19 protein-coding genes and 1 tRNA gene are annotated in these 23,978 nt (G+C 73.8%); 10 read left to right on the top strand and 10 right to left on the bottom strand.

Going from position 1 to position 23,978, the window contains the following annotated elements; translation table 11 throughout:
* Nucleotides 1-283: 283 nt before the first annotated feature.
* From NRO40_RS12435 to NRO40_RS12420, 4 genes are all read right to left on the bottom strand, one after another.
* Nucleotides 284-1,120 carry an S-methyl-5'-thioadenosine phosphorylase gene (locus NRO40_RS12435; protein ID WP_058941766.1) on the bottom strand — a complete coding sequence of 279 codons (837 nt, stop codon included), beginning with the start codon at nt 1,118-1,120 and terminating at the stop codon, nt 284-286.
* A 275-nt stretch (nt 1,121-1,395) separates the two neighbouring features.
* Complete coding sequence (locus tag NRO40_RS12430; RefSeq protein WP_079046985.1) at nt 1,396-1,725, bottom strand: FmdB family zinc ribbon protein; 330 nt, start codon at nt 1,723-1,725, stop codon at nt 1,396-1,398.
* Nucleotides 1,726-1,793: 68 nt separating this feature from the next.
* Nucleotides 1,794-3,077 carry an MFS transporter gene (locus NRO40_RS12425; RefSeq protein ID WP_058941765.1) on the bottom strand — a complete coding sequence of 428 codons (1,284 nt, stop codon included), beginning with the start codon at nt 3,075-3,077 and terminating at the stop codon, nt 1,794-1,796.
* A gap of 497 nt (nt 3,078-3,574) precedes the next feature.
* Nucleotides 3,575-5,071 (bottom strand): potassium/proton antiporter, encoded by a 1,497-nt coding sequence (locus NRO40_RS12420; protein WP_079046984.1) that lies wholly within the window; start codon nt 5,069-5,071, stop codon nt 3,575-3,577.
* Nucleotides 5,072-5,709: 638 nt separating this feature from the next.
* On the opposite strand from NRO40_RS12420, the gene NRO40_RS12415 reads away from it, so the two are divergent.
* Complete coding sequence (locus tag NRO40_RS12415) at nt 5,710-8,520, top strand: penicillin acylase family protein (RefSeq protein ID WP_058941763.1); 2,811 nt, start codon at nt 5,710-5,712, stop codon at nt 8,518-8,520.
* Here the strand turns inward: NRO40_RS12415 and NRO40_RS12410 are convergent, their stop codons facing one another.
* Complete coding sequence (locus tag NRO40_RS12410) at nt 8,521-9,216, bottom strand: 5-formyltetrahydrofolate cyclo-ligase (RefSeq protein ID WP_079046983.1); 696 nt, start codon at nt 9,214-9,216, stop codon at nt 8,521-8,523.
* A gap of 105 nt (nt 9,217-9,321) precedes the next feature.
* Here NRO40_RS12410 and galU point away from each other — a divergent pair, with 105 nt between their 5' ends.
* The 7 genes from galU (at nt 9,322) to NRO40_RS12375 (ending at nt 14,609) form a co-directional block, all read left to right on the top strand.
* Nucleotides 9,322-10,233: a UTP--glucose-1-phosphate uridylyltransferase GalU gene (gene galU / locus NRO40_RS12405; RefSeq protein ID WP_058941802.1), complete on the top strand. Its 912-nt coding sequence runs from the start codon at nt 9,322-9,324 to the stop codon at nt 10,231-10,233.
* Nucleotides 10,230-11,546 (top strand): molybdotransferase-like divisome protein Glp, encoded by a 1,317-nt coding sequence (gene glp, locus NRO40_RS12400; protein ID WP_058941762.1) that lies wholly within the window; start codon nt 10,230-10,232, stop codon nt 11,544-11,546. Before galU ends, glp begins: the two co-directional genes overlap by 4 nt.
* A gap of 91 nt (nt 11,547-11,637) precedes the next feature.
* Nucleotides 11,638-12,117 (top strand): cyclic pyranopterin monophosphate synthase MoaC, encoded by a 480-nt coding sequence (gene moaC, locus NRO40_RS12395; protein ID WP_058941761.1) that lies wholly within the window; start codon nt 11,638-11,640, stop codon nt 12,115-12,117.
* On the top strand, nt 12,114-12,602 hold the full coding sequence (locus tag NRO40_RS12390) for a MogA/MoaB family molybdenum cofactor biosynthesis protein (RefSeq protein WP_058941760.1): 489 nt from the start codon (nt 12,114-12,116) through the stop codon (nt 12,600-12,602). Before moaC ends, NRO40_RS12390 begins: the two co-directional genes overlap by 4 nt.
* Nucleotides 12,599-13,222 carry a GNAT family N-acetyltransferase gene (locus tag NRO40_RS12385; RefSeq protein WP_058941759.1) on the top strand — a complete coding sequence of 208 codons (624 nt, stop codon included), beginning with the start codon at nt 12,599-12,601 and terminating at the stop codon, nt 13,220-13,222. Before NRO40_RS12390 ends, NRO40_RS12385 begins: the two co-directional genes overlap by 4 nt.
* Before the next feature lie 140 nt (nt 13,223-13,362).
* A complete protein-coding gene (gene sepX, locus NRO40_RS12380; protein ID WP_058941758.1) occupies nt 13,363-14,451 on the top strand; it encodes a divisome protein SepX/GlpR in 1,089 nt (362 codons plus the stop codon).
* 84 nt (nt 14,452-14,535) lie between these two features.
* Nucleotides 14,536-14,609, top strand: a tRNA-Ala gene (locus NRO40_RS12375).
* A 346-nt stretch (nt 14,610-14,955) separates the two neighbouring features.
* On the opposite strand, the gene NRO40_RS12370 is transcribed toward NRO40_RS12375, so the two are convergent.
* The 4 genes from NRO40_RS12370 to NRO40_RS12355 form a co-directional block, all read right to left on the bottom strand.
* Nucleotides 14,956-15,366 (bottom strand): hypothetical protein, encoded by a 411-nt coding sequence (locus NRO40_RS12370; protein ID WP_058941757.1) that lies wholly within the window; start codon nt 15,364-15,366, stop codon nt 14,956-14,958.
* Nucleotides 15,363-15,581 (bottom strand): hypothetical protein, encoded by a 219-nt coding sequence (locus NRO40_RS12365; RefSeq protein ID WP_232791038.1) that lies wholly within the window; start codon nt 15,579-15,581, stop codon nt 15,363-15,365. The genes NRO40_RS12370 and NRO40_RS12365 overlap by 4 nt, the downstream gene beginning before the upstream one ends.
* A complete protein-coding gene (locus NRO40_RS12360) occupies nt 15,578-18,871 on the bottom strand; it encodes an ALF repeat-containing protein (RefSeq protein WP_232791037.1) in 3,294 nt (1,097 codons plus the stop codon). The genes NRO40_RS12365 and NRO40_RS12360 overlap by 4 nt, the downstream gene beginning before the upstream one ends.
* A 791-nt stretch (nt 18,872-19,662) precedes the next feature.
* Nucleotides 19,663-21,444 carry an FG-GAP-like repeat-containing protein gene (locus NRO40_RS12355; RefSeq protein WP_058941756.1) on the bottom strand — a complete coding sequence of 594 codons (1,782 nt, stop codon included), beginning with the start codon at nt 21,442-21,444 and terminating at the stop codon, nt 19,663-19,665.
* A 381-nt stretch (nt 21,445-21,825) separates the two neighbouring features.
* Between NRO40_RS12355 and NRO40_RS12350 the strand changes: the two genes are divergently transcribed.
* Nucleotides 21,826-22,206, top strand: coding sequence for a hypothetical protein (locus tag NRO40_RS12350; protein WP_058941755.1), 381 nt, complete (start codon nt 21,826-21,828; stop codon nt 22,204-22,206).
* Between the two features lie 75 nt (nt 22,207-22,281).
* Here NRO40_RS12350 and NRO40_RS12345 read toward each other — a convergent pair whose 3' ends face one another.
* The gene (locus NRO40_RS12345) at nt 22,282-22,737 is read right to left on the bottom strand and encodes an Lrp/AsnC family transcriptional regulator (RefSeq protein ID WP_058941754.1); all 456 of its coding nucleotides are present in this window, start codon (nt 22,735-22,737) and stop codon (nt 22,282-22,284) included.
* 141 nt (nt 22,738-22,878) lie between these two features.
* Here NRO40_RS12345 and NRO40_RS12340 point away from each other — a divergent pair, with 141 nt between their 5' ends.
* Nucleotides 22,879-23,883, top strand: coding sequence for an asparaginase (locus tag NRO40_RS12340; protein WP_058941753.1), 1,005 nt, complete (start codon nt 22,879-22,881; stop codon nt 23,881-23,883).
* Nucleotides 23,884-23,978 lie beyond the last annotated feature (95 nt).

Genomic DNA, 23,978 nt, shown 5'->3' with positions numbered 1-23,978 from the left:
CACCACCTGTCATGCGGGGAACCGCCGGCGGATCACCGACGTCCTCACCCTGCCGCGTTTCCGCCTGCTCCGCTCGGGCCTGTGGACAGGCGTCTACCTGGGGAAAGCTCGCTCACCCCAGGGGTGGAGCCGCATTCCCCACCGGCCCGCCCGCCCGCGCTCGTCGGCGCGCCCGGCCCGCCCTCGCGCAACCCCGACGCCCGGGGCATCGCCCCGCCCCGGCATCCCCCGTCCCGCCCCGGCATCACCCGCCCGCCCGGGCGCCTCCCGGTACCCCGAGCCGTTACGGCAGCGCGATGCCCAGGTTCCAGCCGTCGTGGGCGTGCGTGCACAGGCACGTGCGGTCCTCGGTCGCGGGCAGCGCCCCGACCGCGTCGAACAGGACGGCCCGCAGACGCTCGACGTTCTCCCCGAACACCCGCAGGACGTCCGTGTGCGACACGCCGTCGCCCGTCTCGGCGCCCGCGTCGAGGTCCGTCACCAGGGCCATCGACGTGTAGCAGAGGCCCAGCTCGCGGGCGAGCACCGCCTCCGGGTGGCCGGTCATGCCGACGACGGACCAGCCCATGGCGGCGTGCCACCGCGACTCGGCGCGGGTCGAGAAGCGCGGGCCCTCCACGACGACCATCGTGCCGCCGTCCACCGCCGCCCACTCCCGGCCCCGCGCGGCCGTCAGCGCGGCCTCGCGTCCGTCGGGGCAGTAGGGGTCGGCGAAGGTCATGTGGACGACGTTCGGCACGCTGCCGTCCGGCAGCGGCTCGCCGTCGAAGTACGTCTGGACGCGTGCCTTCGTACGGTCGACCAGCTGGTCGGGGACGAGCAGGGTGCCGGGCCCGTACTCGGCGCGCAGACCGCCGACCGCGCACGGCCCCAGAACCTGGCGCACGCCGACGGAGCGGAGCGCCCACAGGTTGGCCCGGTAGTTGATGCGGTGCGGCGGCAGCCGGTGGTCACGGCCGTGCCGAGGCAGGAACGCGACCCGGCGGCCGGCCACCTCGCCGAGGAACAGGGAGTCGCTGGGGCTGCCGTACGGGGTGCTGACCTCGACCTCCGTGACGTCCTCCAGGAAGGAGTAGAAGCCGGACCCGCCGATCACGCCGATCTCTGCGTTCGTCGCCATGCGGCTCACCCTAGACGCGGCCCCGAAGCGCTCCGGAGCCACCCCCGGCCCGCCGCAGGGCATCCCCGGCCCGCCCCCGGAGGCACCCGGGGACACCCCGGCCCACCCCCGAAGCGGACCCTGCGGCGCACGCTGAAGCGGAGCCCGCGACGCACGCTTGGAGGACGGCTCGGAAGCACCCCGGGGCGATCCCGGCGGCCGGCCCCCCAGCGGTCACCCGACCCGGGTACGCCGAAGGCCCCGCCGTACGGGACGGCGGGGCCTTCGGGACGTGGTCAGGCCGCGGAGGTGCTGCTGCCGCCGCCCGTGCTCGACGCCGCCGGCTTCGCGCCCGAGGACGACGAGGACGACGAATCGGACGACGGGGTCGACGCCGCGGAGGACGACGAGGAAGAGGACGACGACGCGGGCGAGCTGCTCGACGACGCGCCGCGGCTGTCGTTGCGGTAGAACCCGGAGCCCTTGAAGACGATGCCGACGGCCGAGAACACCTTCTTCAGGCGTCCCTGGCAGCTCGGGCACTCGGTCAGGGCGTCATCGGTGAACTTCTGCACCGCCTCGAGGCCCTCGCCGCACTCGGTGCACTGGTACTGGTAGGTCGGCACTTGTCTTCCTCCTGGCACTCTCACTCGATGAGTGCTAACGACGAACAATAGTGACGCATTCCGTCGCGTCAGTCCACCGCCACGGGCACGCGGTGACCCATACCACGCGCGACGGTCCGGCCCGCGGGCCGGGCGACGAGCCGCGAGCGCAGCGCCACGAGGGTGACGAGGGCCAGGGCCGTACCGCCCAGCGGCACCAGGAAGCCGGCGGTCGAGCCGTACGTGTCGGCGAGCTGTCCCGCGACCGTCACGGCGGCGGCCTGGCCCAGCGCCACGGCGCCGGTCAGCCAGGTGAACGCCTCCGTACGGGCGGTGGCGGGCACCAGCGACTCGACGAGCGTGTAGCCGGTGATCAGGGCGGGCGCGATGCACAGGCCCACGACGAGGCCCAGCAGACCCAGCAGCACCACGGAGTGGGCGGTCCACAGCAGGGCGGCGGTCAGGGTCAGGGCGGTGTAGCCGACGATGAGGCGGCGGCGCGGCCCGGCCTTCCAGGCGATGGCGCCGACGGCGACGCCGGCCAGCATGTTGCCGGCGGCGAAGAGCCCGTACAGCAGGCCGTTGGCGCCCGGGTTGCCGATCTCCTCGGAGAAGGCGGTCAGGGAGACCTGCATGCCGCCGAAGACGGAGCCGATGCCGAGGAACGCCACGGCGAGCACCCGCACGCCCGGCACGGAAAGCGCCGACACGCGCGCCGGCGAGCCGGCCTGCGAGGAGTGCGTCCCGTGGGCGGGCTGGGTGCGCTTCTGCGCGGCGAAGAGCAGGCCGCCGACCAGGGTGAGGCCGGCCTCGGCGACCAGGCCGGCGGCCGGGTGCACGCCGGTGCACAGCGCCGTGGCCAGAACGGGGCCGACGACGAAGGTGAACTCGTCGGTGACGGACTCGAACGCCGCCGCCGTCGACATCAGCGGCGACCCCTCGAGCCGGGCGGCCCAGCGGGCCCGCACCATGGGGCCGATCTGCGGGACGGACGCGCCGCTGGGCACGGCCGCCGCGAACAGGGCCCACAGGGGCGCGTCCGCGAGCGCGAGGGCCGTCAGGAGGGAGACCGACGCGGCGTGCGCCAGGACACCGGGCAGGAGGACGGCGCGCTGGCCGAAGCGGTCCGCGAGCTTGCCGCTCTGCGGCGCGAACAGTGCCATGGACACGCCGGTGACCGCGGCGACGGCACCGGCGGTGCCGTACGAGCCGGTGGTGTGCTGGACCAGCAGGACGATGCCGATGGTGAGCATCGCGAAGGGCTGGCGTGCCGCGAAACCGGGCAGCAGGTACGTCCACGCGCCGGGTGTGCGCAGGAGCTGCCCGTATCCGGGACGCTTCACGGCGTCGTCGGAGGTGACCGTGGATGCCACGGCCCGTGCCTTTCTGCCGCCTGGTAGCGCTCCCCTGGGTGACGGGAGCCGCCGAGGGCTGTCCTCTTGCGCGGAAGCGCGGTAGATACCTGGGTTCCGCTGAGGGGGGACCCGGCCGCCATACGGTCGCGCCAGCCCTGCGTCAGGCAGAGTTGGTCGATCAGTGTGCCTTCATGGTACAGGGCGGTGCTGGTGCGGCACCTGTGAAATGTGCGACGCGATGGAGCGGGCCCTGTGATTCGGCGGGGCGCTCGGACGGCACCCGTCCGCCGGCGGACGGCACCCGCCGCCGGACGGCACCCGCCGCCGGACGGGCGGCGCCCGTCATCCGACCGGACCGCCACCCTTTCCAGCGCCCCGCCCCGCCCCTCCCGGCGCCCACCCCTACGGGCGCCCACTCCCACGGGCGCCCGCCCCGACAGGGCCCCGCCCCCACGGGTGCCTGCCCTTCCAGCGCCCGCCCTCACGGCGCCCCGCTCCTGCGGCGCGGCCCCGCGCTACGGTGTCCCGCCCGTGCCGAGCCAGCCCGCGAGCTTGCCGCCGCGGCCGACGGCCCGCAGCCGCCGTTCCGTCGCGTCCCGTACCTGGTCCGTCGCCACGACCAGCAGGTCGTCGCCGCGCCGGAGCACCGTCGCCGGGGACGGGACGAAGCTGCGCCCCTCCCGTACGACGAGGGTGACCGCGGCGCCCGGCGGCAGCCGCAGCTCCGCGACCTCCACGCCGTGCATCCGGGAACGCTCCGGGATGGACAGCGACAGCAGGTGGCCGCGCAGCCGCTCCAGGGGGGCGGACTCCACGCCCAGGTCGGTGGCCCCGTCCTGGTCGCCGAGGCGCAGCGTCCTGGCCAGCCAGGGCAGCGTCGGCCCCTGCACGAGGGTGTAGACGACGACCAGCACGAAGACGATGTTGAAAACCTTCCGGCTGCCTTCGATCCCCGACACCATGGGGATGGTCGCCAGGATGATGGGCACCGCGCCGCGCAGCCCGGCCCACGAAATCAGAGCCTGCTCCTGCCAGGGGATGCGGAACGACACCAGGCTCAGCAGCACGGACACCGGGCGGGCCACGGCCGTCAGGACGAGCCCGATGGCGACCGCGGGCCAGAAGTCGTGGATGAGCTCGTGCGGGGTCACCAGCAGTCCCAGGAGGACGAACATCCCGATCTGGGCGATCCAGCCGAGGCCTTCGGCGAAGCCGCGGTTGGCCGGCTGGTGCGGCAGCTTCGCGTTGCCGAGGACCACGGAGGCCAGGTATACGGCGAGGAAACCGCTGCCGTGGGCGAGCGCGCCGGCCGCGTACGCGGTGACGGCGATGGCCATCACGGCGATCGGGTACAGGCCGGAGGCCGGCAGGGCGACGCTCTTCAGGCCGTACGCGCCGAGGAGACCGATCGCGAGGCCGATGGCCGCGCCGATGGCGAGCTCCAGCGCGATCTCCCCGACGAGGACGTACCAGCTGTGGACCGGTCCCGTCGTGGAGAAGGCGACGACGAGGATGACGACGGGGGCGTCGTTGAAGCCCGACTCCGCCTCCAGCGTGCCGGTCACCCGGCTCGGCAGGGGGACCTTGCGCAGGACCGAGAAGACGGCCGCGGCGTCCGTCGAGGAGACGACCGCGCCGATGAGCAGCGACTGCCGCCAGTCCAGGCCGATGAGGTAGTGCGCGGCGGCGGCCGTGATGCCCACGCTCACCGCGACGCCGACGGTCGCCAGGGCGGTCGCCGCGGGCAGCGCGGGTCTGATCTGCTCCCACTTCGTCCCCAGGCCGCCCTCGGCGAGGATCACGACGAGCGCGCCGTAGCCGATGACCTGGGTGAGCTCGGCGTTGTCGAAGGTGATGTTGCCGATGCCGTCCTGGCCCATGGCGACACCGATGCCGAGGTACAGGAGCAGGCTGGGGAGGCCGCTGCGTGAGGAGACGCGCACCGCGACGACGGCGACGAGCAGTACGAGCGAGCCGATGAGCAGGAGTTCGTTGAGCTGGTGGACAGTCAGGGGCCGAACCTTCCGGAGAGTGTGCGTGCGCGGTCGTCTTCAGTTGTGCGCGGATGCGGTTGTGTGCGGGCCCGACCCGGGCGCCGGCCCGGGTGTCGGAGTCCCGCACCCTCGTGCGCCGGGCGGGATCACCGCCCCCGCGCGCGTGGTCACGCCGAGGCCCACAGGCCCACGGGGCACCCACCCACGCGCGCGTGGTGCCGCCCGGCCACCGGCAGACCGTGCACCGGGATGCCGGTCCACCGGAGAGACCGGTCCACCGGGGTGCCGGTAGCGGTCACGGGGCCGGGTCGCGGTGGGTACCGGAAACCGGCCGCGAGGGCTGGTTCCGGCCGCCGGTGCCGGCACCGGGTGCCGCGGGCCGGTGACCGCCGGAACGCGGCGGTCGGACCGCCCTGTCGGCGCCCCGGGCTGCCGAACCGTCGACTCCGTGACGACATGCCGGGCATGTCCGGCTGTTCGACGGGTGCACGACGGCCAGTACTTCGTTACCTTACCTAATCTTTAACGTTCTCCTAACGCCTCCGTCGACACCCGTGGGCGGCCTCCTCACTGACACCGCGTCCGGACCGGCCGAGCGCTGCGCCTATGGTTGCTCCCAGCACTCCAGGACCAAGCCTGCGCCTCGAAGGACAGCGATGCCCGCCAACACCACCGTCTCTTCCCCCAAGAAGAAGGGGCGGCGTGCCCGCCTGCTCGTGATCGCCCTGGTGCTGGCGCTCGTCGCGGGCGTCGGTTACGGCGCCTACTGGGGCGTCAGCACCGTACGCGCGCCCTTCCCGCAGACCACCGGCACGCTGCAGCTCGCCGGGCTGTCCGGGCCGGTCGACGTGAAGCGCGACGGCTACGGCGTCCCACAGATCTACGCGTCGACCGACGCCGACCTCTTCCGCGCGCAGGGGTACGTCCAGGCGCAGGACCGGTTCTACGAGATGGACGTCCGCCGGCACATGACCGCGGGCCGCCTCTCCGAGATGCTCGGCAAGGACCTGGTCGACTCGGACGCCTTCCTCCGCACCCTCGGCTGGCACCGCGTGGCGCAGCAGGAGTACGACACGGTGCTGTCTGCCGAGACCAAGAAGAACCTCCAGGCGTACGCGGAGGGCGTCAACGCCTACCTGAAGGGCAAGGAGCCCAAAGACGTCTCCGTCGAGTACTCCGCCCTCGCGTTCTCGCACGACTACGCCATCGAGCCGTGGACGCCGGTCGACTCGATCGCCTGGCTCAAGGCCATGGCTTGGGACCTGCGCGGCAACATGCAGGACGAGATCGACCGCTCGCTGATGACGAGCCGCCTGAGCCCGCAGCAGATCGAGCAGCTGTACCCGGACTACCCGTACGCGCTGCACCGCCCGATCGTCGAGGGCTTCAAGGCGTCCGGTGACGGCGAGGGCGAGGGCGAGAGCGACGGCAGCGGTTCCGACGGCGACGGCACCGGCTCCGACGGCACCGGCTCCGGCACGCAGGGGACCCAGGGCGGCTCCGGCACCCAGGGCGCCCAGAGCTCCGCCGGCACCGGCGCGGGCGCGCTGAGCGGCTTCCAGAGCCAGCTCGCGGCCGTCTCCGACGCCCTGGCGGAGGTCCCCGCCCTCCTCGGCCCGAACGGCCACGGGATCGGCTCGAACTCCTGGGTCGTCTCCGGCAAGTACACGACCACCGGCAAGCCGCTCCTCGCGAACGACCCGCACCTGGCCCCGCAGCTGCCGTCCGTCTGGTACCAGATGGGCCTGCACTGCCGCGCCGTGTCCGACAAGTGCCGCTACGACGTCGCCGGCTACACCTTCGCCGGCCTGCCCGGTGTGATCATCGGCCACAACCAGGACATCGCCTGGGGCTTCACCAACCTCGGCGCCGACGTCACCGACCTGTACCTCCAGAAGGTCACCGACCGCGGGTACCTGCGCGGCACCAAGGAGGTGCCGTTCGAGACCCGCGAGGAGGTCATCCGGGTCGCCGGTGGCAGCAGCCGCACCATCACCGTGCGCACCACCAACAACGGCCCCCTCATCTCCGACCGCAGCGGCGAGGCGGAGAAGGTCGGCCAGAAGGCCCCCGTCACCGACCTCGCGCCCGACCGCGGCGACGGCTACGGGGTGGCCCTGCGCTGGACGGCCCTCGACCCGGGCCGCTCGATGGACGCGGTGTTCAAGCTGAACCGCGCCCGTGACTTCAAGGACTTCCGCGACGCCGCCCGCGACTTCGAGGTGCCGTCCCAGAACCTGATCTACGCCGACGCCAAGGGCGCCGAGGGCCACATCGGCTACCAGGCCCCGGGCAAGATCCCCGTCCGCTCCGAGAAGCACGACGGCACCCTCCCGGCCCCCGGCTGGGACGCCGCGTACGACTGGAAGAAGGACTTCGTCCCCTTCGACGAGCTGCCGTACGAGCAGGACCCGGCGCGCGGCTACATCGTCACCGCGAACCAGGCCGTCGTGAACGGCGGGGACTACCCGCACCGCCTCACCGAGGACTGGGGCTACGGCTCCCGCAGCCAGCGGATCAACGACCTCATCGAGTCGAAGACCAAGGACGGCGGGAAGATCTCGACGGACGACATGCGCACCATGCAGATGGACAACAGCAGCGAGATCGCCAAGCTGCTGACGCCGCTCCTGCTGAAGATCGACGTGTCGGACCCGTACGTCCGCGAGGCGCAGAAGCTGCTGGAGGGCTGGGACTACACGCAGGAGGCGGACTCCGCGGCCGCCGCCTACTTCAACGCCGTCTGGCGCAACGTCCTCAAGCTGGCCTTCGGCGACAAGCTCCCCAAGGAGCTGCGCGTCAAGGGCGAGTGCCTCAACGTGGCGCCGGCCGATCCGAACGTCCCGGAGGACCAGCGCGACCGGCTCGTGCGCGAGTGCGGCCAGCGGGACGCGGACCAGGCGCAGCCCGACGGCGGCGACCGCTGGTACGAGGTGGTCCGCCCGCTCCTGAAGGACGAGGCGAACCCGTGGTGGCACACCCCGGCCAACCGTCTGGACGCCGCGACGCAGACCCGCGACCAGCTGCTGGCCCGTGCCCTGAAGGACGCCCGGTGGGAGCTGACCGCCGAGCTCGGCAAGGACGTCTCCACCTGGAGCTGGGGCCGGCTGCACCAGCTGAACCTGCGCAACCAGACGCTCGGCACCGGCGGTCCCGGCGTCGTGAAGTTCATGCTGAACCGCGGCCCGTGGAACCTCGCGGGCGGCGAGGCGGCGGTCAACGCCACGGGCTGGAACGCCGCGGGTGGCTACGGGGTCGTCTGGGTGCCGTCCATGCGGATGGTCGTGAACGTCGGCGAGTGGGACAAGTCCCGCTGGATCAACCTCACCGGCGCCTCCGGTCACGCCTACCACCCGCACTACACGGACCAGACCGACCTGTGGGCGAGGGGCGAGCTCCTCGACTGGCCGTTCACCGACGCGGCGGTCGACGCGCGGAAGGTCGACCACCTGGTCCTCAAGCCGTGATCAGGCACCCCGGGGCGGGCCGCTGAGGCGCCGTACGCCCCCGGGGGTCACCACCGCGTGCACGGGGTGGTCGTGCGGTTCCTCCGGGACCCGGGCGACCACCTCGTGCGCGTAGAGCAGGACGACGAGCGCCGGATCCGCGCCCGCGCCCGCCAGGCGGGCCAGCACCCGGTCGTACGAGCCGCCGCCCCGGCCCAACCGCATGCCCCGGGCGTCCACGGCGAGGCCGGGCAGCAGCACCGCGTCGGCCGTCACGACGGCGTCCGGGCCGAGTCGGGGCCCCGAGGGCTCCAGCAGCCCCAGGCGGGCCCGTACGAGGCCGTCGGGGCCCTCGTACACGGCCCAGTCCAGGTCGTTGTCGGCCATCAGCACGGGCAGCAGCACCCGCACCCCCCGCGCGCGCAGCGCGTCGAGCAGCGCGCGGGTGCCGGGTTCGCGCCCGACGGAGACGTACGCGGCCACGGTCCCGGCCCGCGCCAGCTCGGGCAGCTTCAGCGCGGCGTCGGCCAGCTCGGCGGCGGCCAGGCGGACGTCCTCGGTCGTCAGCAGCGTCCGCGCGGCGAGCAGTTGCCGCCGCAGCCCCGCCTTGTCCGGCCCGGAGCCCGCCGCGTCCGGCGCCGGCCCCGGTCCGACCCCCTCCGGCCCCCCGGGCCTCCGCGCCCCGCCACCGGTCGCCGTCGCCCGCTCCTCCGCCATCACGCCGTCCCACCAACCTCTCAAAAGTCCTGTAAAGCCCCATATGCGGAGGAAGGTAATCCAAGGCTCATCTTCCTCCCATACCAACCGGATATGGTGCTCGGCATGACTCAGTCGCACCCCGGGATCAGCAAGGCTGTCATCCCCGCCGCGGGACTCGGCACCCGGTTCCTGCCTGCCACGAAGGCCACTCCCAAGGAGATGCTGCCCGTCGTCGACAAGCCCGCCATCCAGTACGTGGTGGAGGAGGCGGTGGGCGCGGGGCTGCACGACGTGCTGATGGTCACGGGCCGCAACAAGCGCCCCCTGGAGGACCACTTCGACCGGAACTACGAGCTGGAGGAGGCGCTGTACCGCAAGGGCGACGACGAGCGCCTGGACCGGGTCAGGGCCTCGAACGACCTGGCGACCATGCACTACGTCCGGCAGGGCGACCCGCGCGGCCTCGGCCACGCCGTGCTGTGCGCCGCCCCGCACGTGGGCGACCAGCCCTTCGCCGTGCTCCTCGGCGACGACCTCATCGACCCCCGGGACGCGCTGCTCTCCCGCATGATCGAGGTCCGGGAGCGCGAGGGCGGCAGCGTCGTCGCCCTCATGGAGGTCGACCCCGCGCAGATCCACCTCTACGGCTGCGCCGCCGTCGAGCCCACCGACGAGGCCGACGTGGTCCGGGTGACGGACCTCGTGGAGAAGCCCGACCGGGCGGACGCCCCCAGCAACTACGCGATCATCGGCCGGTACGTCCTGGACCCGGCCGTCTTCGGGATACTGCGCGAGACCCGCCCCGGCCGCGGCGGCGAGATCCAGCTGACGGACGCCCTGCACAAGCTCGCCGTCGACCAGGGCCCGGGCGGCCCCGTCCACGGCGTGGTCTTCAAGGGCCGCCGGTACGACACCGGGGACCGCGCCGACTACCTCAGGGCCATTGTCAGACTCGCGTGCGAACGTGAGGATCTGGGACCGGAGTTCCGATCCTGGCTCCGCCGTTACGTCACCGAGGAGATGCAGACCCCGTGAGCCCACAGAGCGCGGAGAGGACCGTCTGGTCGGTGGACGAGCACCTGGAGGACGTGCTCGCCGCCGTGCGTCCGCTCGACCCCATCGAGATGCGGCTGCCCGAAGCCCAGGGCTGTGTGCTCGTCGAGGACGTCACGGTGCCCGTCGCCCTGCCGCCCTTCGACAACAGCTCCATGGACGGCTACGCGGTGCGCGTCGCCGACGTGGCCGGGGCCAGCGAGGAGTACCCCGCGGTGCTCACGGTCGTCGGGGACGTCGCGGCGGGCGGCGAGGAGCCGCCCACCGTCGGCCCCGGCCAGGCCGCCCGCATCATGACGGGCGCCCCGCTCCCGCCCGGCGCCGAGGCGGTCGTCCCGGTCGAGTGGACCGACGGCGGCGCCGGCGCCGGCGCGGCCACCACCATGCGCGCGGCGAGCGCCGCCCCCGAGGGCGCGGGCGGCGAGGTCCGCGTCCACCGGCCCGCCGGGCCCCGCGCCCACGTCCGCGCGCGCGGCAGCGACGTCGCCGCCGGCGACCTCGCCCTCCCCGCCGGCACGGTCCTCGGCCCGCCCCAGATCGGCCTGCTCGCCGCCATCGGCCGCGCCACGGTCCGCGTCCGGCCCCGCCCGCGCGTGGTCGTGCTGTCCACGGGCAGCGAGCTGGTCCAGCCCGGCGAGGAGCTCGGCCCCGGCCGGATCTACGACTCCAACAGCTTCGCCCTGGCCGCCGCCGCCCGCGACGCCGGCGCCATCACCTACCGCGTGGGAGCCGTCACCGACGACGCCGACACCCTGCGCGCGACGATCGAGGACCAGCTGGTCCGCGCCGACCTCCTGGTGACGACGGGCGGTGTCAGCGTCGGGGCGTACGACGTGGTCAAGGAGGCCCTGTCGGCGGCGTCCGACGCGGACGAGCCGGGCGGCGGCGTCGAGTTCCGCAAGCTCGCCATGCAGCCGGGCAAGCCCCAGGGGTTCGGCTCCATCGGCCCCGACCACACCCCGCTCCTCGCCCTCCCGGGGAACCCGGTCTCCTCGTACGTCTCCTTCGAGCTGTTCGTCCGGCCCGCCATCCGCGCCCTCATGGGCCTGCCGGACCTGCACCGCCCGCGCGTGCGCGCCGCCCTCAGCGCGGACGGACCGCTGACGTCCCCCGCCGGCAAGCGCCAGTTCCTGCGCGGGACGTACGACGCCGCGGCGGGTACCGTCACTCCTGTGGGAGGTGCCGGGTCGCACCTGGTCGCCGCCCTCGCGCGGGCCGACGCGCTCCTCGTCGTCCCCGAGGACGCCACGAGCGTGGAGCCCGGCGCGGAGCTGGAGGTGGTGCTCATCGGCTGAGCCGGCGGCCCACCGGCCGCGGCCGTGGCGGTACGGTGTCTGCCGCCGTGCCGACAAGACAACCGGCGCCAGGATCGCGAGGCGGAGTGCAGTGAGTACGCAAGGCAGCCTGACCCACATCGACGAGGCGGGCGCGGCCCGCATGGTGGACGTCTCCGGGAAGGACGTCACGACGCGCACCGCCCGCGCCACCGGTCGTGTCCTGGTCTCCCCGCGGGTGGTGGAGCTGCTGCGCGGCGAGGGCGTGCCGAAGGGCGACGCCCTCGCGACGGCCCGCATCGCCGGGATCATGGGCGCCAAGCGCACCCCCGAGCTGATCCCGCTGTGCCACCCGCTCGCCGTCTCCGGCGTCACGGTCGACCTGTCCGTCGCCGACGACGCCGTGGAGATCGCCGCGACCGTCCGCACCACCGACCGCACCGGCGTCGAGATGGAGGCCCTCACCGCGGTGTCCGTGGCGGCCCTCACCGTCGTCGACATGGTCAAGGCGGTCGACAAGTCGGCCGTCATCACCGACGTGCGGGTGGAGGAGAAGACGGGCGGCAAGTCCGGGGACTGGAGCCGGGCGTGACGTACCGGGCCCTGGTGATCACCGCGTCGAACCGCGCCTCCGCCGGGGTGTACGAGGACCGGGGCGGCCCCATCCTCGTCGAGGGCCTCGCCGCGCTCGGCTTCGCCGTCGACGGCCCGCGGGTCGTCCCCGACGGCGACCCCGTCGAGGCGGCCCTGCGCGACGGGATCGGGGCCGGGTACGACGTGATCCTCACGACCGGTGGCACCGGTCTGTCGCCCACCGACGCCACCCCCGAGGCCACCCGTCGCGTCATCGACCACGAGGTGCCCGGCATCCCCGAGGCCATCCGCGCCCACGGCCGCGCCAAGGTCCCCACGGCGGCGCTCTCCCGTGGTCTGGCGGGCGTCGCGGGCCGCACCCTCGTCGTCAACCTGCCGGGCTCCACCGGCGGCGTGCGGGACGGGCTCGCGGTCCTCGGCGACCTCCTCGTCCACGCCGTGGACCAACTGCGCGGCGGCGACCACCCGAGACCCGCGTCATGAACCCCGCCTGGCCCGCGTCGCTCGCCGACGGCGACGTGGTGCTCCGCCCGATAAGGGCCCGCGACCAGAAGGCGTGGCGCGAGGTCAACCGGCGCAACCGCGACTGGCTGCGCCCCTGGGAGGCCACCGTCCCGCCGCCCGCGCCGGGCGCTCCCCCCGTCCAGCGCCCCACCTACCGGCAGATGGTCCGGCACCTGCGCGCCGAGGCCAACGCCGGCCGGATGCTGCCGTTCGTCATCGAGTACCGGGGCCGGCTCGTCGGCCAGCTGACCGTCGCCGGCATCACCTGGGGCTCCATGTGCTCGGGGCACGTCGGTTACTGGGTCGACCAGGACGTGGCCGGCCGCGGGGTGATGCCGACGGCGGTCGCCCTCGCCGTCGACCACTGCTTCCGCTCCGTCGGACTGCACCGGATCGAGGTGTGCATCCGCCCCGAGAACGGGCCCAGCCGGCGCGTCGTGGAGAAACTCGGATTCCGCGAGGAGGGCGTGCGCCCGCGCTACCTGCACATCGACGGCGCGTGGCGTGACCACCTCGTCTTCGCCCTGACCGCCGAGGAAGTCCCCGAAGGGCTGCTGCGGCGCTGGCACAGGTCACGGCGCGAACACCAGAAGAAATAATTCATTTGTTCGAATAGCGAGCCGGTCGAGCAGAATCGGTCTGATCAATCACAAAAAATGTCAGTGATATCAGCCAGATCGTGCGACACACCGGCCCAATTGGCGGATGGCCCCGCGCGAAGACCTCTACCGTGTGAGATGTGAGCAGCAGCGGCCTCATCTACGCAGTCATCGTCGGAGCCTGGGCCGCCTACCTGGTGCCGATGTGGCTCCGCAGGCAGGACGAGCTGAACGAGGCTCGTCCGACGGAACGCTTCAGCACCGCCATCCGGCTCCTGTCCGGACGGGCGGCGATGGAGCGCCGGTACGCCAAGGAGCTGCGCGCGCGCGCCGACGAGGACCGGCGGGTGCCCGACGTGGACCCGGACGCCGAGACCGAGCAGATCGACTCGGTCGACGTCCGGGCCTTCGCCGCGCCCCCGGACCACACCGAGGCCCGACTCGAGCTCCCGGGCGCCGCCGCGGCAGCCCCGGCCGCGCCGTCCGCGGGGGCACCGTCCGCGGGGGCCCGCCGGCCGGCCGGCCCCGCCGTGAGCCGGGCCGCCGCCGAACGCGCCCGCCGCTCTCGCGTCCTCGCCCGCCGGCGCCGCACGACGGTCCTCCTCTTCCTCGCCTTCACGGTCGGCACCGTCGCCGCGGCCGTCGGCGGCCTCGCCTTCCTCTGGGCGCCCGCCGCCCCCGCCGCCCTGCTCAGCGGCTACATCGCCTACCTGCGCCGCCAGGAGCGCCGCCGCTTCGTCTACGTGATGGACCGGCGCCGCGCCGAGGCCGCCGCCCAGCGGCTGCGCGAGAACCGCCCCCGCCGCGGCCGGCCCGCCGCCCCGCACCAGGACGACGAGGCCCCCGCGCACCCCGAGCCCACCCCGTCGGTCTCCCCGGCGGAAGCCGGCCGCCGCGCGCTCGTCGAGCAGACCGACCACGCCGAGTGGGTCGACCAGCAGCGCGAGCGCGGCCCGGCCCGCGGCGACAGCTGGGACCCCGTCCCGGTCCCCCTCCCCACGTACGTCACCGCCCCGGTCGCCCCGCGCGCCACGGGCGGCGTCGACGTCACCGACCCGGAGACGTGGAGCGCCGCCCGCTCCTCCCCGGCGGAGCCCACCCCGCCCCCGCCCACCCGCCAGAACCCCAACCCGTCCCCGACGGCCCCCCGCCGCCCCCGCGACCACGGCCGCACCCCGCTCTTCGACCAGTACGCGGACGACGACCGCCCCCGCGCGGCCAACGAGTGACCCCGACCCACCGCCCCGGGCCACCCACCGGACAACGGATTTCCGAGCACCCCGATCGGGATGCTAATGTTTCACACGTCGCAAGGGCCTGTGGCGCAGACTGGTAGCGCACCTCGTTCGCATCGAGGGGGTCAGGGGTTCAAATCCCCTCAGGTCCACAGACGACTGTTCGCGAGTCGAATCAAGAGCAGTGACGAGATCCCGTCCGATCGCAAGATCGGGCGGGATCTTCGTCGTTTCGGGGGCTTCGCTGTCTGTCCGGGGTGGCGGAGGGCGGCGCGGCGGGTCTGGTGGGCCGCTGCGGGGGCGTGTGGCCCGTGCCGACGTGTGCGGACCGGCCCCCGGGGCGGCCCGGGCTGGTGATCGACGTGACCCGGGGGAGCGGAACGGACTCGCGGCCGGAGCCGGGAAGACGGCGGCCGGGCCGCGGAACGGGTGTTCCGCGGCCCGGCCGCCGCATCAGGCGTGGTGCCACCACGCGCCGGGCCAAGGGCGGCGCAGGGCCTACGGTGCGGCCGCTCTGGTGAGCACCAGGGACGGCGGCCCGTCCGGATCGGCGTGGAACTCCACCGTCCGGCCGCTCGGGTGGAGCTTCATGCCGCCGACCTTGCCGAGCTCACCGGCGTCGACCGTCAGGTAGACGAAATCGCCGGACGCGCTGCTCTCGACGAACTCCCATCGGCCGCTGAAGTCGACGGGGTCACCGCCACCCCCCACGGCTTCCCCCGCCACGTCGGTGGCGGAGAACGTCCCGTCGGACTCGAGCACGATCTCGCTGCCGCTCGCGTCGTCGCGGTACACCCCTGGCAGTTCGTCGGGGTCGACCGAGCCCGCGCCCGTACACCCCGGGAGGAGTACGGCGGAGGCGGTCAGGGCGGTGACCAGCCACCGCCGACCAGCCCTCTTGCGCGTCACGGCCCCAGCGTAACGTCGAACTCGATGACCTGGGTCTTGGGCGACATCGGCCCCGAGTCGCCGACGACCTTGTCGACGAACGAACCGACCGTGTCGCTCCACCAGTCCGTGTACCCGATGACGGGAGGGTGCGTCGCGGACTCGATGTCCGACTCGTTGAACGCGGTGTACCGCCACACGACGGAGCCGTCCGCGTTCTCGCGGAGGGGAGTCATCCTGACGTAGTGCGAGCCCAGGAACGTGTACGCCAGGTTTCCGGTGAGCCCCGCCGTGGTGAGCGTCCCGTAGTCGGTGAGGTACTTCCCGACACCGTCGAAGCCGCCGAGCTGGTAGTCGTACATGTAGGTGTGGCCCAGCTCGTAGTTGCCGGACTGCGTGCGGGAGGCGAAGAAGGCGAGGACCTCCTTCGTGTACTCGTGATCACGGTAGATGCCGGTGAACTCGTCGTTCGGGCCGAAGCACTGCGACCGCGAACCGTCCCCGGTGAGCCAGCTCCACCCCAGCTCCCACGGATTGGTGGCGTGCCGGACGGGATGGGGTTGCCGAACGGCGTCAGGCAGCTCTCGGCGCCCTGGGGAAGGCCGTTCTTCTGCGGGTCGATGGGGACGGTCGCGTTGTCCCGCGCGTTCTCGATCGCCTCGCGTATCGCGGCCTGGATGACGAGGACCTTGGCCTCGAACGCGGCTCGAGCGGCGGCGGTGGCGTCCTTGCCCGCCGCGAGGGACGCCTTGCGGGCAGCCGCCGCCGACACCGCGGCGTCCGCGGCGTAGGACGCGGCGACGGTGGCGGACCGCACGGCCCGCGTCGCCGCGTGCCTCGCCACGCTGCTCGCCTGGCGCGCCGCGGCGGCCGCCTGACGTGCGGTCTCGGCGGACTGCGCGGCGGCGGCCGCGGACCCTTCGGCGGCCGCGGCGTTCTTGCGTGCTTCCTCGGCGGACAGCTTGGCGTCGTTCGCGTAGCCCTGCGCGCGGTTGGCCCAGTCGGTCGCCTCCGAGGCGGCGTTGCGCGCGCGGGCCGCCGCCTCGGAGGCCCGTGCCGCGTCCTCCAGGGCGTCCGACGCGATCTTGGCCGCGCGCGCGATCGCCGCGCGGATCGCGCTGATGTGCGTCGCGTGATCGTGGTCGAGCCGCGCGAAGTCGTACTGCGTCGTCCCGACGAACTGGCGGAGCATGTGCGTGTCGCCCTCGAGCGCGATCCGGGCCGCCGCCTTGACGTAGGGGCCCCCGTTCGCCAGGAGGGTCGCGGCCGCGACCCGGTCGTCCTCGCGGACGGCCGCGGCACGTTCGACGTGCAGGAAGGTGTGCAGGGCCTCGGCGGTTCCCGCGTCGAGCGCGGCCTGGGCCGCGCTGCGCACCGCCCTGCCGGTGGAGTCGTCGGCCAGGAGCTTGAATATCTCGACCTGGTTGTCGTCCCTGGCCGCGGCGACCGCCCCGCTCTCGAGGAACCCTCTGATCCGGGCGGCGTCCTCGGTCTTCAGAGCCTCATGGGCCGCCGTGGCCACGTTCTTCGTCGACACCGCGGAGATCGCCGCGACGTTCTCGGCGTTGTCCTGGTTCAGGGCGATGACACGGTCGGCCTCGATCCAGTGGACGACGTCCTCGTCCGAGCCGGCGAGCGCGAACTCCGCGGCCTCCCGGGTCCAGGTCCCCGACCGGTCGATGAGCTGGACCGCCGCCCTGCGTCCCGCCGCCACGGCCTCAGCGATGTTCCCGTTCCGCAGCGCCGACTCCGCGGAGCCGATGAGTCCGAGGACCTCCTCGGACAGGCGCGCTTCCTGTGTCCGCTGCCGGTTGGACCGTTCGAGCAGATTCGTCTCCGCGACCGCCTCGAGCCGCGCCCGCTCGATCGCCTCCTCGGTCTCCTCGGCCAGCCTGGCGAGTTCGGCCTCACGCGCCGCCTGCTCGACCTCGCGTGCCTTGGCGACGGCGCCGGCGGCCTTGTTCGCCGCGTCGACGGCGGCGTTGGCGGCTGCCGTCGACCGGTTGGCGTAGTCGACCGCCTTGCCGGCGTAGGCGGCCGCTTCCTCGGCGGCGGCGGCCGCCTTCTCGGCGTGGTCGGCGGCGCTGTTGGCCGCGTCACGCGCCGTGCGGGCGGCGGCAGCCGACTGCCCGGCCAGGGTCCGCGCCCTGCCCGCGGCCTGTGTCGCCCTGTTCGCGGCGGCCTCCGCCTCGGCGGCGGCCTGCTGCGCGGCGGCGGACTCGGCCTTCGCGGCGCCGGAGGCGACGGCCGCGTCGGCCGAAGCACGGGCTGCGGCGGCCGCGTTGATCGCCGAGCCGGCGGCAGCCGCGCCCGCCTGGTCGGCCGCCTGGGCAGCCACCGCCGCGATGTCGGCCTTCAAGGCCACGGAGCGGACGAAGCCGACCATCTTCCGGGCGATCTCCGCCGCCGTTCTGGCGGCGGACGCCATCGTCGCGTCCTTGGAGGCGGCGATCGCGGCACGGTACGCGCGTGCCGCGGCGCGCCCCGCCGCTGCGGCAGCCGCGGCAGCGGCCTGCGCGGCCGCCACCGCACGCCGCGAGGCGGCCTGCGCGGTCCGCGAGGCCGACACGGCGGTCGACGCGGCCGCGGCGGCACCCCTGGCCGCCTCCGCCGCCTTGTTCGCCGCGACGGCCGAGCGCTGGACGTCCCGCTCGGCGGCCTCGGCCTCGGCCTTGGCCTCCAGCGCCGCGTCCTTCGCCTTCTCGGCGGCCTCGACCGCTTGGGCGGAGAGCTCTATGGCCTCGTCGGTCTTCCGGCTGGCGCGGCGCCCCTCCGCCTCGACGACCTTGACCAGCTGCTCGATCGTCGCCGTTTCCTCGTCACGGGCCCGGGCGATGTGCTGGCCCGTCTCCAGGAACCACCGGATCGCCCTCGGCGACCCGTCGTTCAGTGCCCGCTCCGCGTACTCACGCACCTGCGGGGACGCCGTCACGAGGATGGAGAGGACCTGCACACGGTCGTCCTCCTCGTGGGCGGTGAACTGCCCGCCACTGAGGAAGGCGCGCAACGCGAAGTCCGAACCGGCGTCCAGAGCAGCGGATGCCCCACGTTTCACGGCGCGACCGCCGTGGGCCATGACCGTGGCGACGGCCACCCTGAGATCCTCGTGCACCGCGGCCCGGAAGCCGCCCGTCAGGAAGGTCTCGACCGCCGCGTCTCCACCGGACAAGGCGCCGTCGGCACCTGCGCGAGTCGCCTTGCCCGCCGTGGACAGGGACTTCAGGAGCGTGAACCTGTTGTCCTCGGCCCGGGCGACGGGCAGCTTCCGGTCGAGGAACGCCGTCACGTCCGCCGCGCTGCCCACCAGCGCCGCGGCCGCCGCGGCGCGGACAGCCCGGCCGCCCGACTTGTAGGCCCAGACCACCTTGCCGCGGTCGGTGTCCGGAAGACCCGTTCCCTCGGGCACCGCCATGGAGCCCGTCCCGCTCGCCGCGTACGCCGGGTGGGCCCCGATCGCGCAGGCGGGCAGCGCGCAACCGGCTCCCACCGCGGTGAAGATGCCCAGCATCTGACGTCTGCTGAACACTTGTCCTGAAGGCCGTGACATCACGGCTCCCTTCTACTCCACTGATGTCGACCGGAACGTGCTCCCGGCCGTCGACGGACCGTCGTGGTCGTCGGTCCCCACGTCGGTCCACCGAGTCGAGGCCAGGGCCCGCGAAGCCCTCCCGGCGGAGGCCCTCACCACCACGGCCCGTGCCAGGAGCGCCGATCGCGGTCGTGCTGCCCGGAGACACACGCCGATGCGCCGCGGGGCTTCGTTGCGGCCTTCGACGCCGGCGGTCGGCGGGGAGAGCTCCTCGCCGGCCGCCCCTGCGGGTTGATGTCCCTTATCGAAGCCGGGCCTTGGCGGATGCGTCCATTGCGGAAACACGGAGGAACTGGGCAACGCCAAGGTGCCTGTGGTGAGGTGTGTCACGCCCGGAAATGGTTGTAGTGATCTTGATAAAGAATCGGTTCCGGTGTGACCTGCGCTACAGCGTGATCCGGGGGTGAGTCCGCCGGCGGGAGGAATGGCGCCGCGACCGCCCACTCCTGATGAGGCGGGACGGTGTACCGGGCGGCCGAGGGGTGATCTGGTGGAGGGGCAACCGTTCGCCACTGTCGGAACATGGTCGAGTGGCCCTCGCTCGACTCGCTGAGGGTGGTGAGGTCCGATACCGGGGGCGCGGGGTGACAGTCGGTCACGTGGGGGGCTGAGGCCGTCTTGGGGCCCGCTCCGCCGTGTCCTGGGCCGGCGGGCGGTGCGAGGCGACCGCCCACGGGAGGAGCCCCGGCGACGAGGGTCGGCCGGGGCTCCTGCGGTGGGTCGGTGGATCAGTGGAGGGTGCGGTAGGTGTTCCAGCCCGTGCCGAGGTTCGCGCGGGTGGCGAAGGGATTGGGTCCGCCCGTGTGGGTGGCCGTGTAGCGGTACAGGGTGCCGCCGGAGGTGACGGCCAGGATGTCGGCGCGGCCGTCGCCCGTCATGTCGCCGGGGGAGGCCAGCTTCGTGTACGCGTTCCAGCCGGTGCCGACCTTGGCGCGCGCCTTGAACGGGGCGCCGGGGGTGCCCGTGCCCGCGTACAGGTAGAGGGTGCCGTCCGGGGTGCGGGCCAGGAGGTCCGCGTGGCCGTCGCCGGTCATGTCGCCGCCGCCGACGAGGGCGTTGTAGGCGTTCCAGCCGGTGCCCAGGGACAGGCGGGGGGCGAGGCCGTAGCCCCTGCCGTCGCCGCGGTACAGGTACAGCGCGCCGGCCGGGGTGCGGGCCAGCAGGTCGCCCTTGCCGTCGCCGCTCAGGTCGCCGGGGCCGACGACGGTGTTGTACGCGTCCCAGCCGCGGCCCAGGTCGTAGGGGCCGTCGGAGTACCGGTCGTAGTTGTACAGGTGACCGTCGTAGACCTCCAGGAGGTCCGCCTCGCCGTCGTGATCCAGCGAGTTGGCGAAGGTCACGCGGGCGCCCGCCCAGCCGCCGACGTCGCTGACCTGGTCGCGGGTGGTGAGGGTGCCGTTGTGGCGGGAGTAGTACGCCCAGAGGGTGCCCCTGGTGTCCAGGCCCAGGATCGACGCCTTGCCGGTCGACGGGTTGCCGCCGGAGCCGACGATCAGGTCCACGGTGTTCCAGCCCGTGCCGAAGCCCTGGCGGGCGGTGGGGCGTCCGGTGGCGTCGGTTCCGTAGTAGTACAGGGTGCCGGCGGCGTCGCGGGCGAACAGGTCGGGGCGGCCGTCGTCGGTGATGTCGTCGGAGCTGGTCAGCTGGTTGTAGATGTGCCAGCCGGTGCCGACCTTCACGGGCGCCTTGAACGGGGCGGCGGCGTCGCCGGTGCCCGCGTAGAGGAGCAGGTCGCCGGCGGGGGTGCGGGCGTACAGGTCGCCGAGGCCGTCGCCGGTCGCGTCGTTCACGCCGACGAGCTGGTCGTAGGCGCCCCAGCCGGTGCCGACCTTGACGCGCGCCTGGAGCGGGGTGCTGCCGGAGCGGTTGCCGCGGTAGAGGTACAGCTCGCCGGCGGGGGTGCGGGCGAGCACGTCGACCGTGCCGTCGCCGCTGACGTCGCCGAGGGAGAGGACCTTGTTGTAGATCTGCCAGCCGTTGCCGCCCCAGTACGGGTCGGACGTGCCGCTGCCGCCGGTGTGGGTCCCGCGGAACCACAGCGTCCCGTACGGGGACAGGGCGAGGACGTCCGCGGTGCCGTCACCGGTGAGGTCGCCGACCGGGATGACGTCCTTGAACTTCTCGTCCAGGTCCCCGAAGAGGCCGAAGTCGGTGTCGTTGGCCGGGTCCTCGGAGCGCTTGAGGTAGAAGCGGCCGTCGACGCTCCGGTAGAGCAGGTCGCTCGCGCCGTCGCCGGTGAAGTCGTGGCGGCTCGGCGCGCCGGCGGCGGCTTCGGCGGTGGACTCCGTCGACATGCGGGTGCGCGGCTTCGGGAACTGCCCCTCGGGCCGTTCGACGCCGGGCGCCGAGCGCTCGACGGGCGGGCGCTGCGCCGGTACGCGCGGGCCGTCGTCGGCGACGGCGGTGGCGGCGGTGCCGGAGAGAAGCAGGCCGGCGGAGAGGACGAGCGCGGTGCAGGACGCCAGTCTCCGGGCGTGCGACCTTGTGCGGTACGTACGGTGGAACGTCATGGACCCCCCCTGGGGTGAGTGAAGAGAGGCCGCGAGCGCGGCGCGGCGCGCGAGGGCGCGCGGCGCGGCTCAGCGGCGGATGGAGCATACAACCGGGTGTGGCGGCGCCGTACGGATTTGTCGATTCGCGGTCACGGTTTCGGCCACGCGCGGGACCGCGGCCGCGAGCAGGTCCGGGGGCGTGAGCGGGTCGGCACGCGCGGCCGGTGCGGCGGGGAGGCGGGGAGGTGAGGGGCGTCAGGGGTGCGGGGGTCGACCAGCGTGTTGAACGTGTTCAATAATGGGGTGTGCGGTCGGGGCGTTCCCCCTTGTCCGGGTAGCGTGCCCGCCGCCGTGTTCCGGGCGCTCGCGCCCGCCCGTGAGAGAGAACGGACGGCCCCGATGGCACAGACCCGCACCCCCGCGCGCCGGGGCAAGGCCCCCCTCCTGGCGGGCGCCTACGTCGGGCTGGTCGCCGCCGCCGCGCTCGCCCACGGGATCCTCGGGGCGCCCGACGGCTGGGGCCCGCTCCTGGCCCTGGTGACGTTCCCCGGCCCGGTCCTCGTCGCCTTCCTCGGCTTCTACCTGCTGCCGCCGCTCATCGGCGGCGGCGAGGTGGAGTTCTCGACCGACGGCGGCGGCGTGGGGCCGTTCGACCTCCTGCCGCAGTACGCGGGCGGCGCGGTCGTCAACGTCCTGCTCGCGTGGGGCGTGGTCGTCTTCGTCCGGCACTTCGTACGCGAGGCGCGGAGCGGCGGGGGTCACGGCGGCAGCGGTCGCTGACCGGCCGGGACGGGGGGTCGGGTGGGCCGCGAGCGGCCCGATGGCGGGGTCGGCCGGGGCGGGCCGGTGGGGTCGTCAGCCGTCGACCGGCAGGCCGCGGGGCTCCTTGACGCGCTTCATGATGATCTGCGAGTTGACCTCGGTGACGCCCGTCAGCGCGGTCAGCTTCTCGATCCACAGCCGCTCGTAGGCGCGCAGGTCCGCCACCGCGATGCGCAGCAGGCACCCCGGGCTGCCGAAGAGCCGGTACGCCTCGACGACGTCCGGGATGTCCCGCAGCGCCGCCTCGAAGGCCTCGACGACCTCGCGGTCGCGCTTCACCTCGATGGAGACCAGGACCTCGAACCCCCGGTCCACCGCCTCCGGGTCGATGACCGCGCGGTAGCCCCGGATCACCCCGTCCTGCTCCAGTTGCCGCACCCGCCGCATGCAGGGGGAGGGGGTCAGGCCCACGCGGGCCGCCAGCTCCTGGTTGCTCAGCCGGCCGTCTTCCTGGAGCTCGCGCAAGATAGCGCGGTCGATCTCGTCCATGGCGCAATTATCCACCACCGTTTGTCGGCGTATGTGGCGGAGAAGGCGATCCGATTGCGCGTCCACTCTTCTATCCTTGCGTTCGAACATTCCGTTCGGTCGAGGCCGCGGTGAGCGCGGTGAGGAGAGGACAGGGCAACCGTGGGACGGATCGTCGTCATCAGCACCGGCGGCACCATAGCCAGCCGCTGGCAGGGCTCCGGCTTCGCCGCGGACGCGCACGGCCAAGAGGTCATGGCGACCGCCGCCGTACCCGAGGGGATCACCGTCGAGGTGGTCGACCTGTTCAGCGTCAACAGCCCCCGCCTGACCACCGACCACCAGCTCACCCTGGTGCGCACGGTGCACGAGGTGCTCGCCGATCCGGGGGTGGACGGCGTCGTCGTCACGCACGGCACCGACACCCTGGAGGAGTCGGCGTTCCTCGTCGACCTGTACCACCACGACCCGCGCCCCGTCGTCTTCACCGGCGCGCAGCTGCCGCTGGACGCCGAGGACGGCGACGGCCCGCGCAACCTGCACGACGCGCTCCTCACCGCCGCCCGCGCCCGCGACCTCGGCGTCCTCGTCGCCTTCGACGGCAAGGTGCACGCCGCGCGCGGCACGGTGAAGACGCACACCCTCGACGCCGACGCGTTCGCCGACCCGTCCGGCGCGCGGATCGCCGACATCGGCTTCGGCAAGGTCTCCGTGCTGCGCCGCCCGGCGCGGCCCGCCCCGCTGCCGCTGCCCGGCATGCCGGAGGCCCGGCCGCGCGTCGACATGGTCATGCACCACGCCGACGGAGACCCGGTCCTGCTGGAGGCCGCCGTCGCGGCCGGCGCGCAGGGCGTCGTGCTGGTCGCCACCGGCGCGGGCAACGCCACGCCCGAGGTCGTCGCGGCCGTCGCCGAGGCCACCGCGCGGGGCGTCCTCGTCGCCCTCACCACGCGGGTCCACGCCGGGCCGGTCTCCCAGATCTACACCCACGGCGGGGCCGTCGACCTGGTCGCCGCGGGCGCCGTACCCACCGGGACCCTGCGGGCCGGCCAGGCCCGCGTCGCCGTCCTGGCCGCCGTGCTCGCGACCACCGACCCCGCCGAGCGCGTACGGGTCCTGCGCCACGCCCTGGGCGAGTCCGTCCCCGCCGCACCGGCCCGCGTCTGACCCACCGGCGGCCGGTGGGGCGGCCGACCCGCGCGCCGCCGTACGGGGCGGGGGTCGTCCCGCCCGCCGTTCCCGCCCGGCGGCCGCACCACCTG

Source organism: Streptomyces changanensis (assembly GCF_024600715.1).
Lineage (GTDB): Bacteria > Actinomycetota > Actinomycetes > Streptomycetales > Streptomycetaceae > Streptomyces > Streptomyces changanensis.
This window is presented reverse-complemented; position numbering and strand designations above follow the sequence as displayed.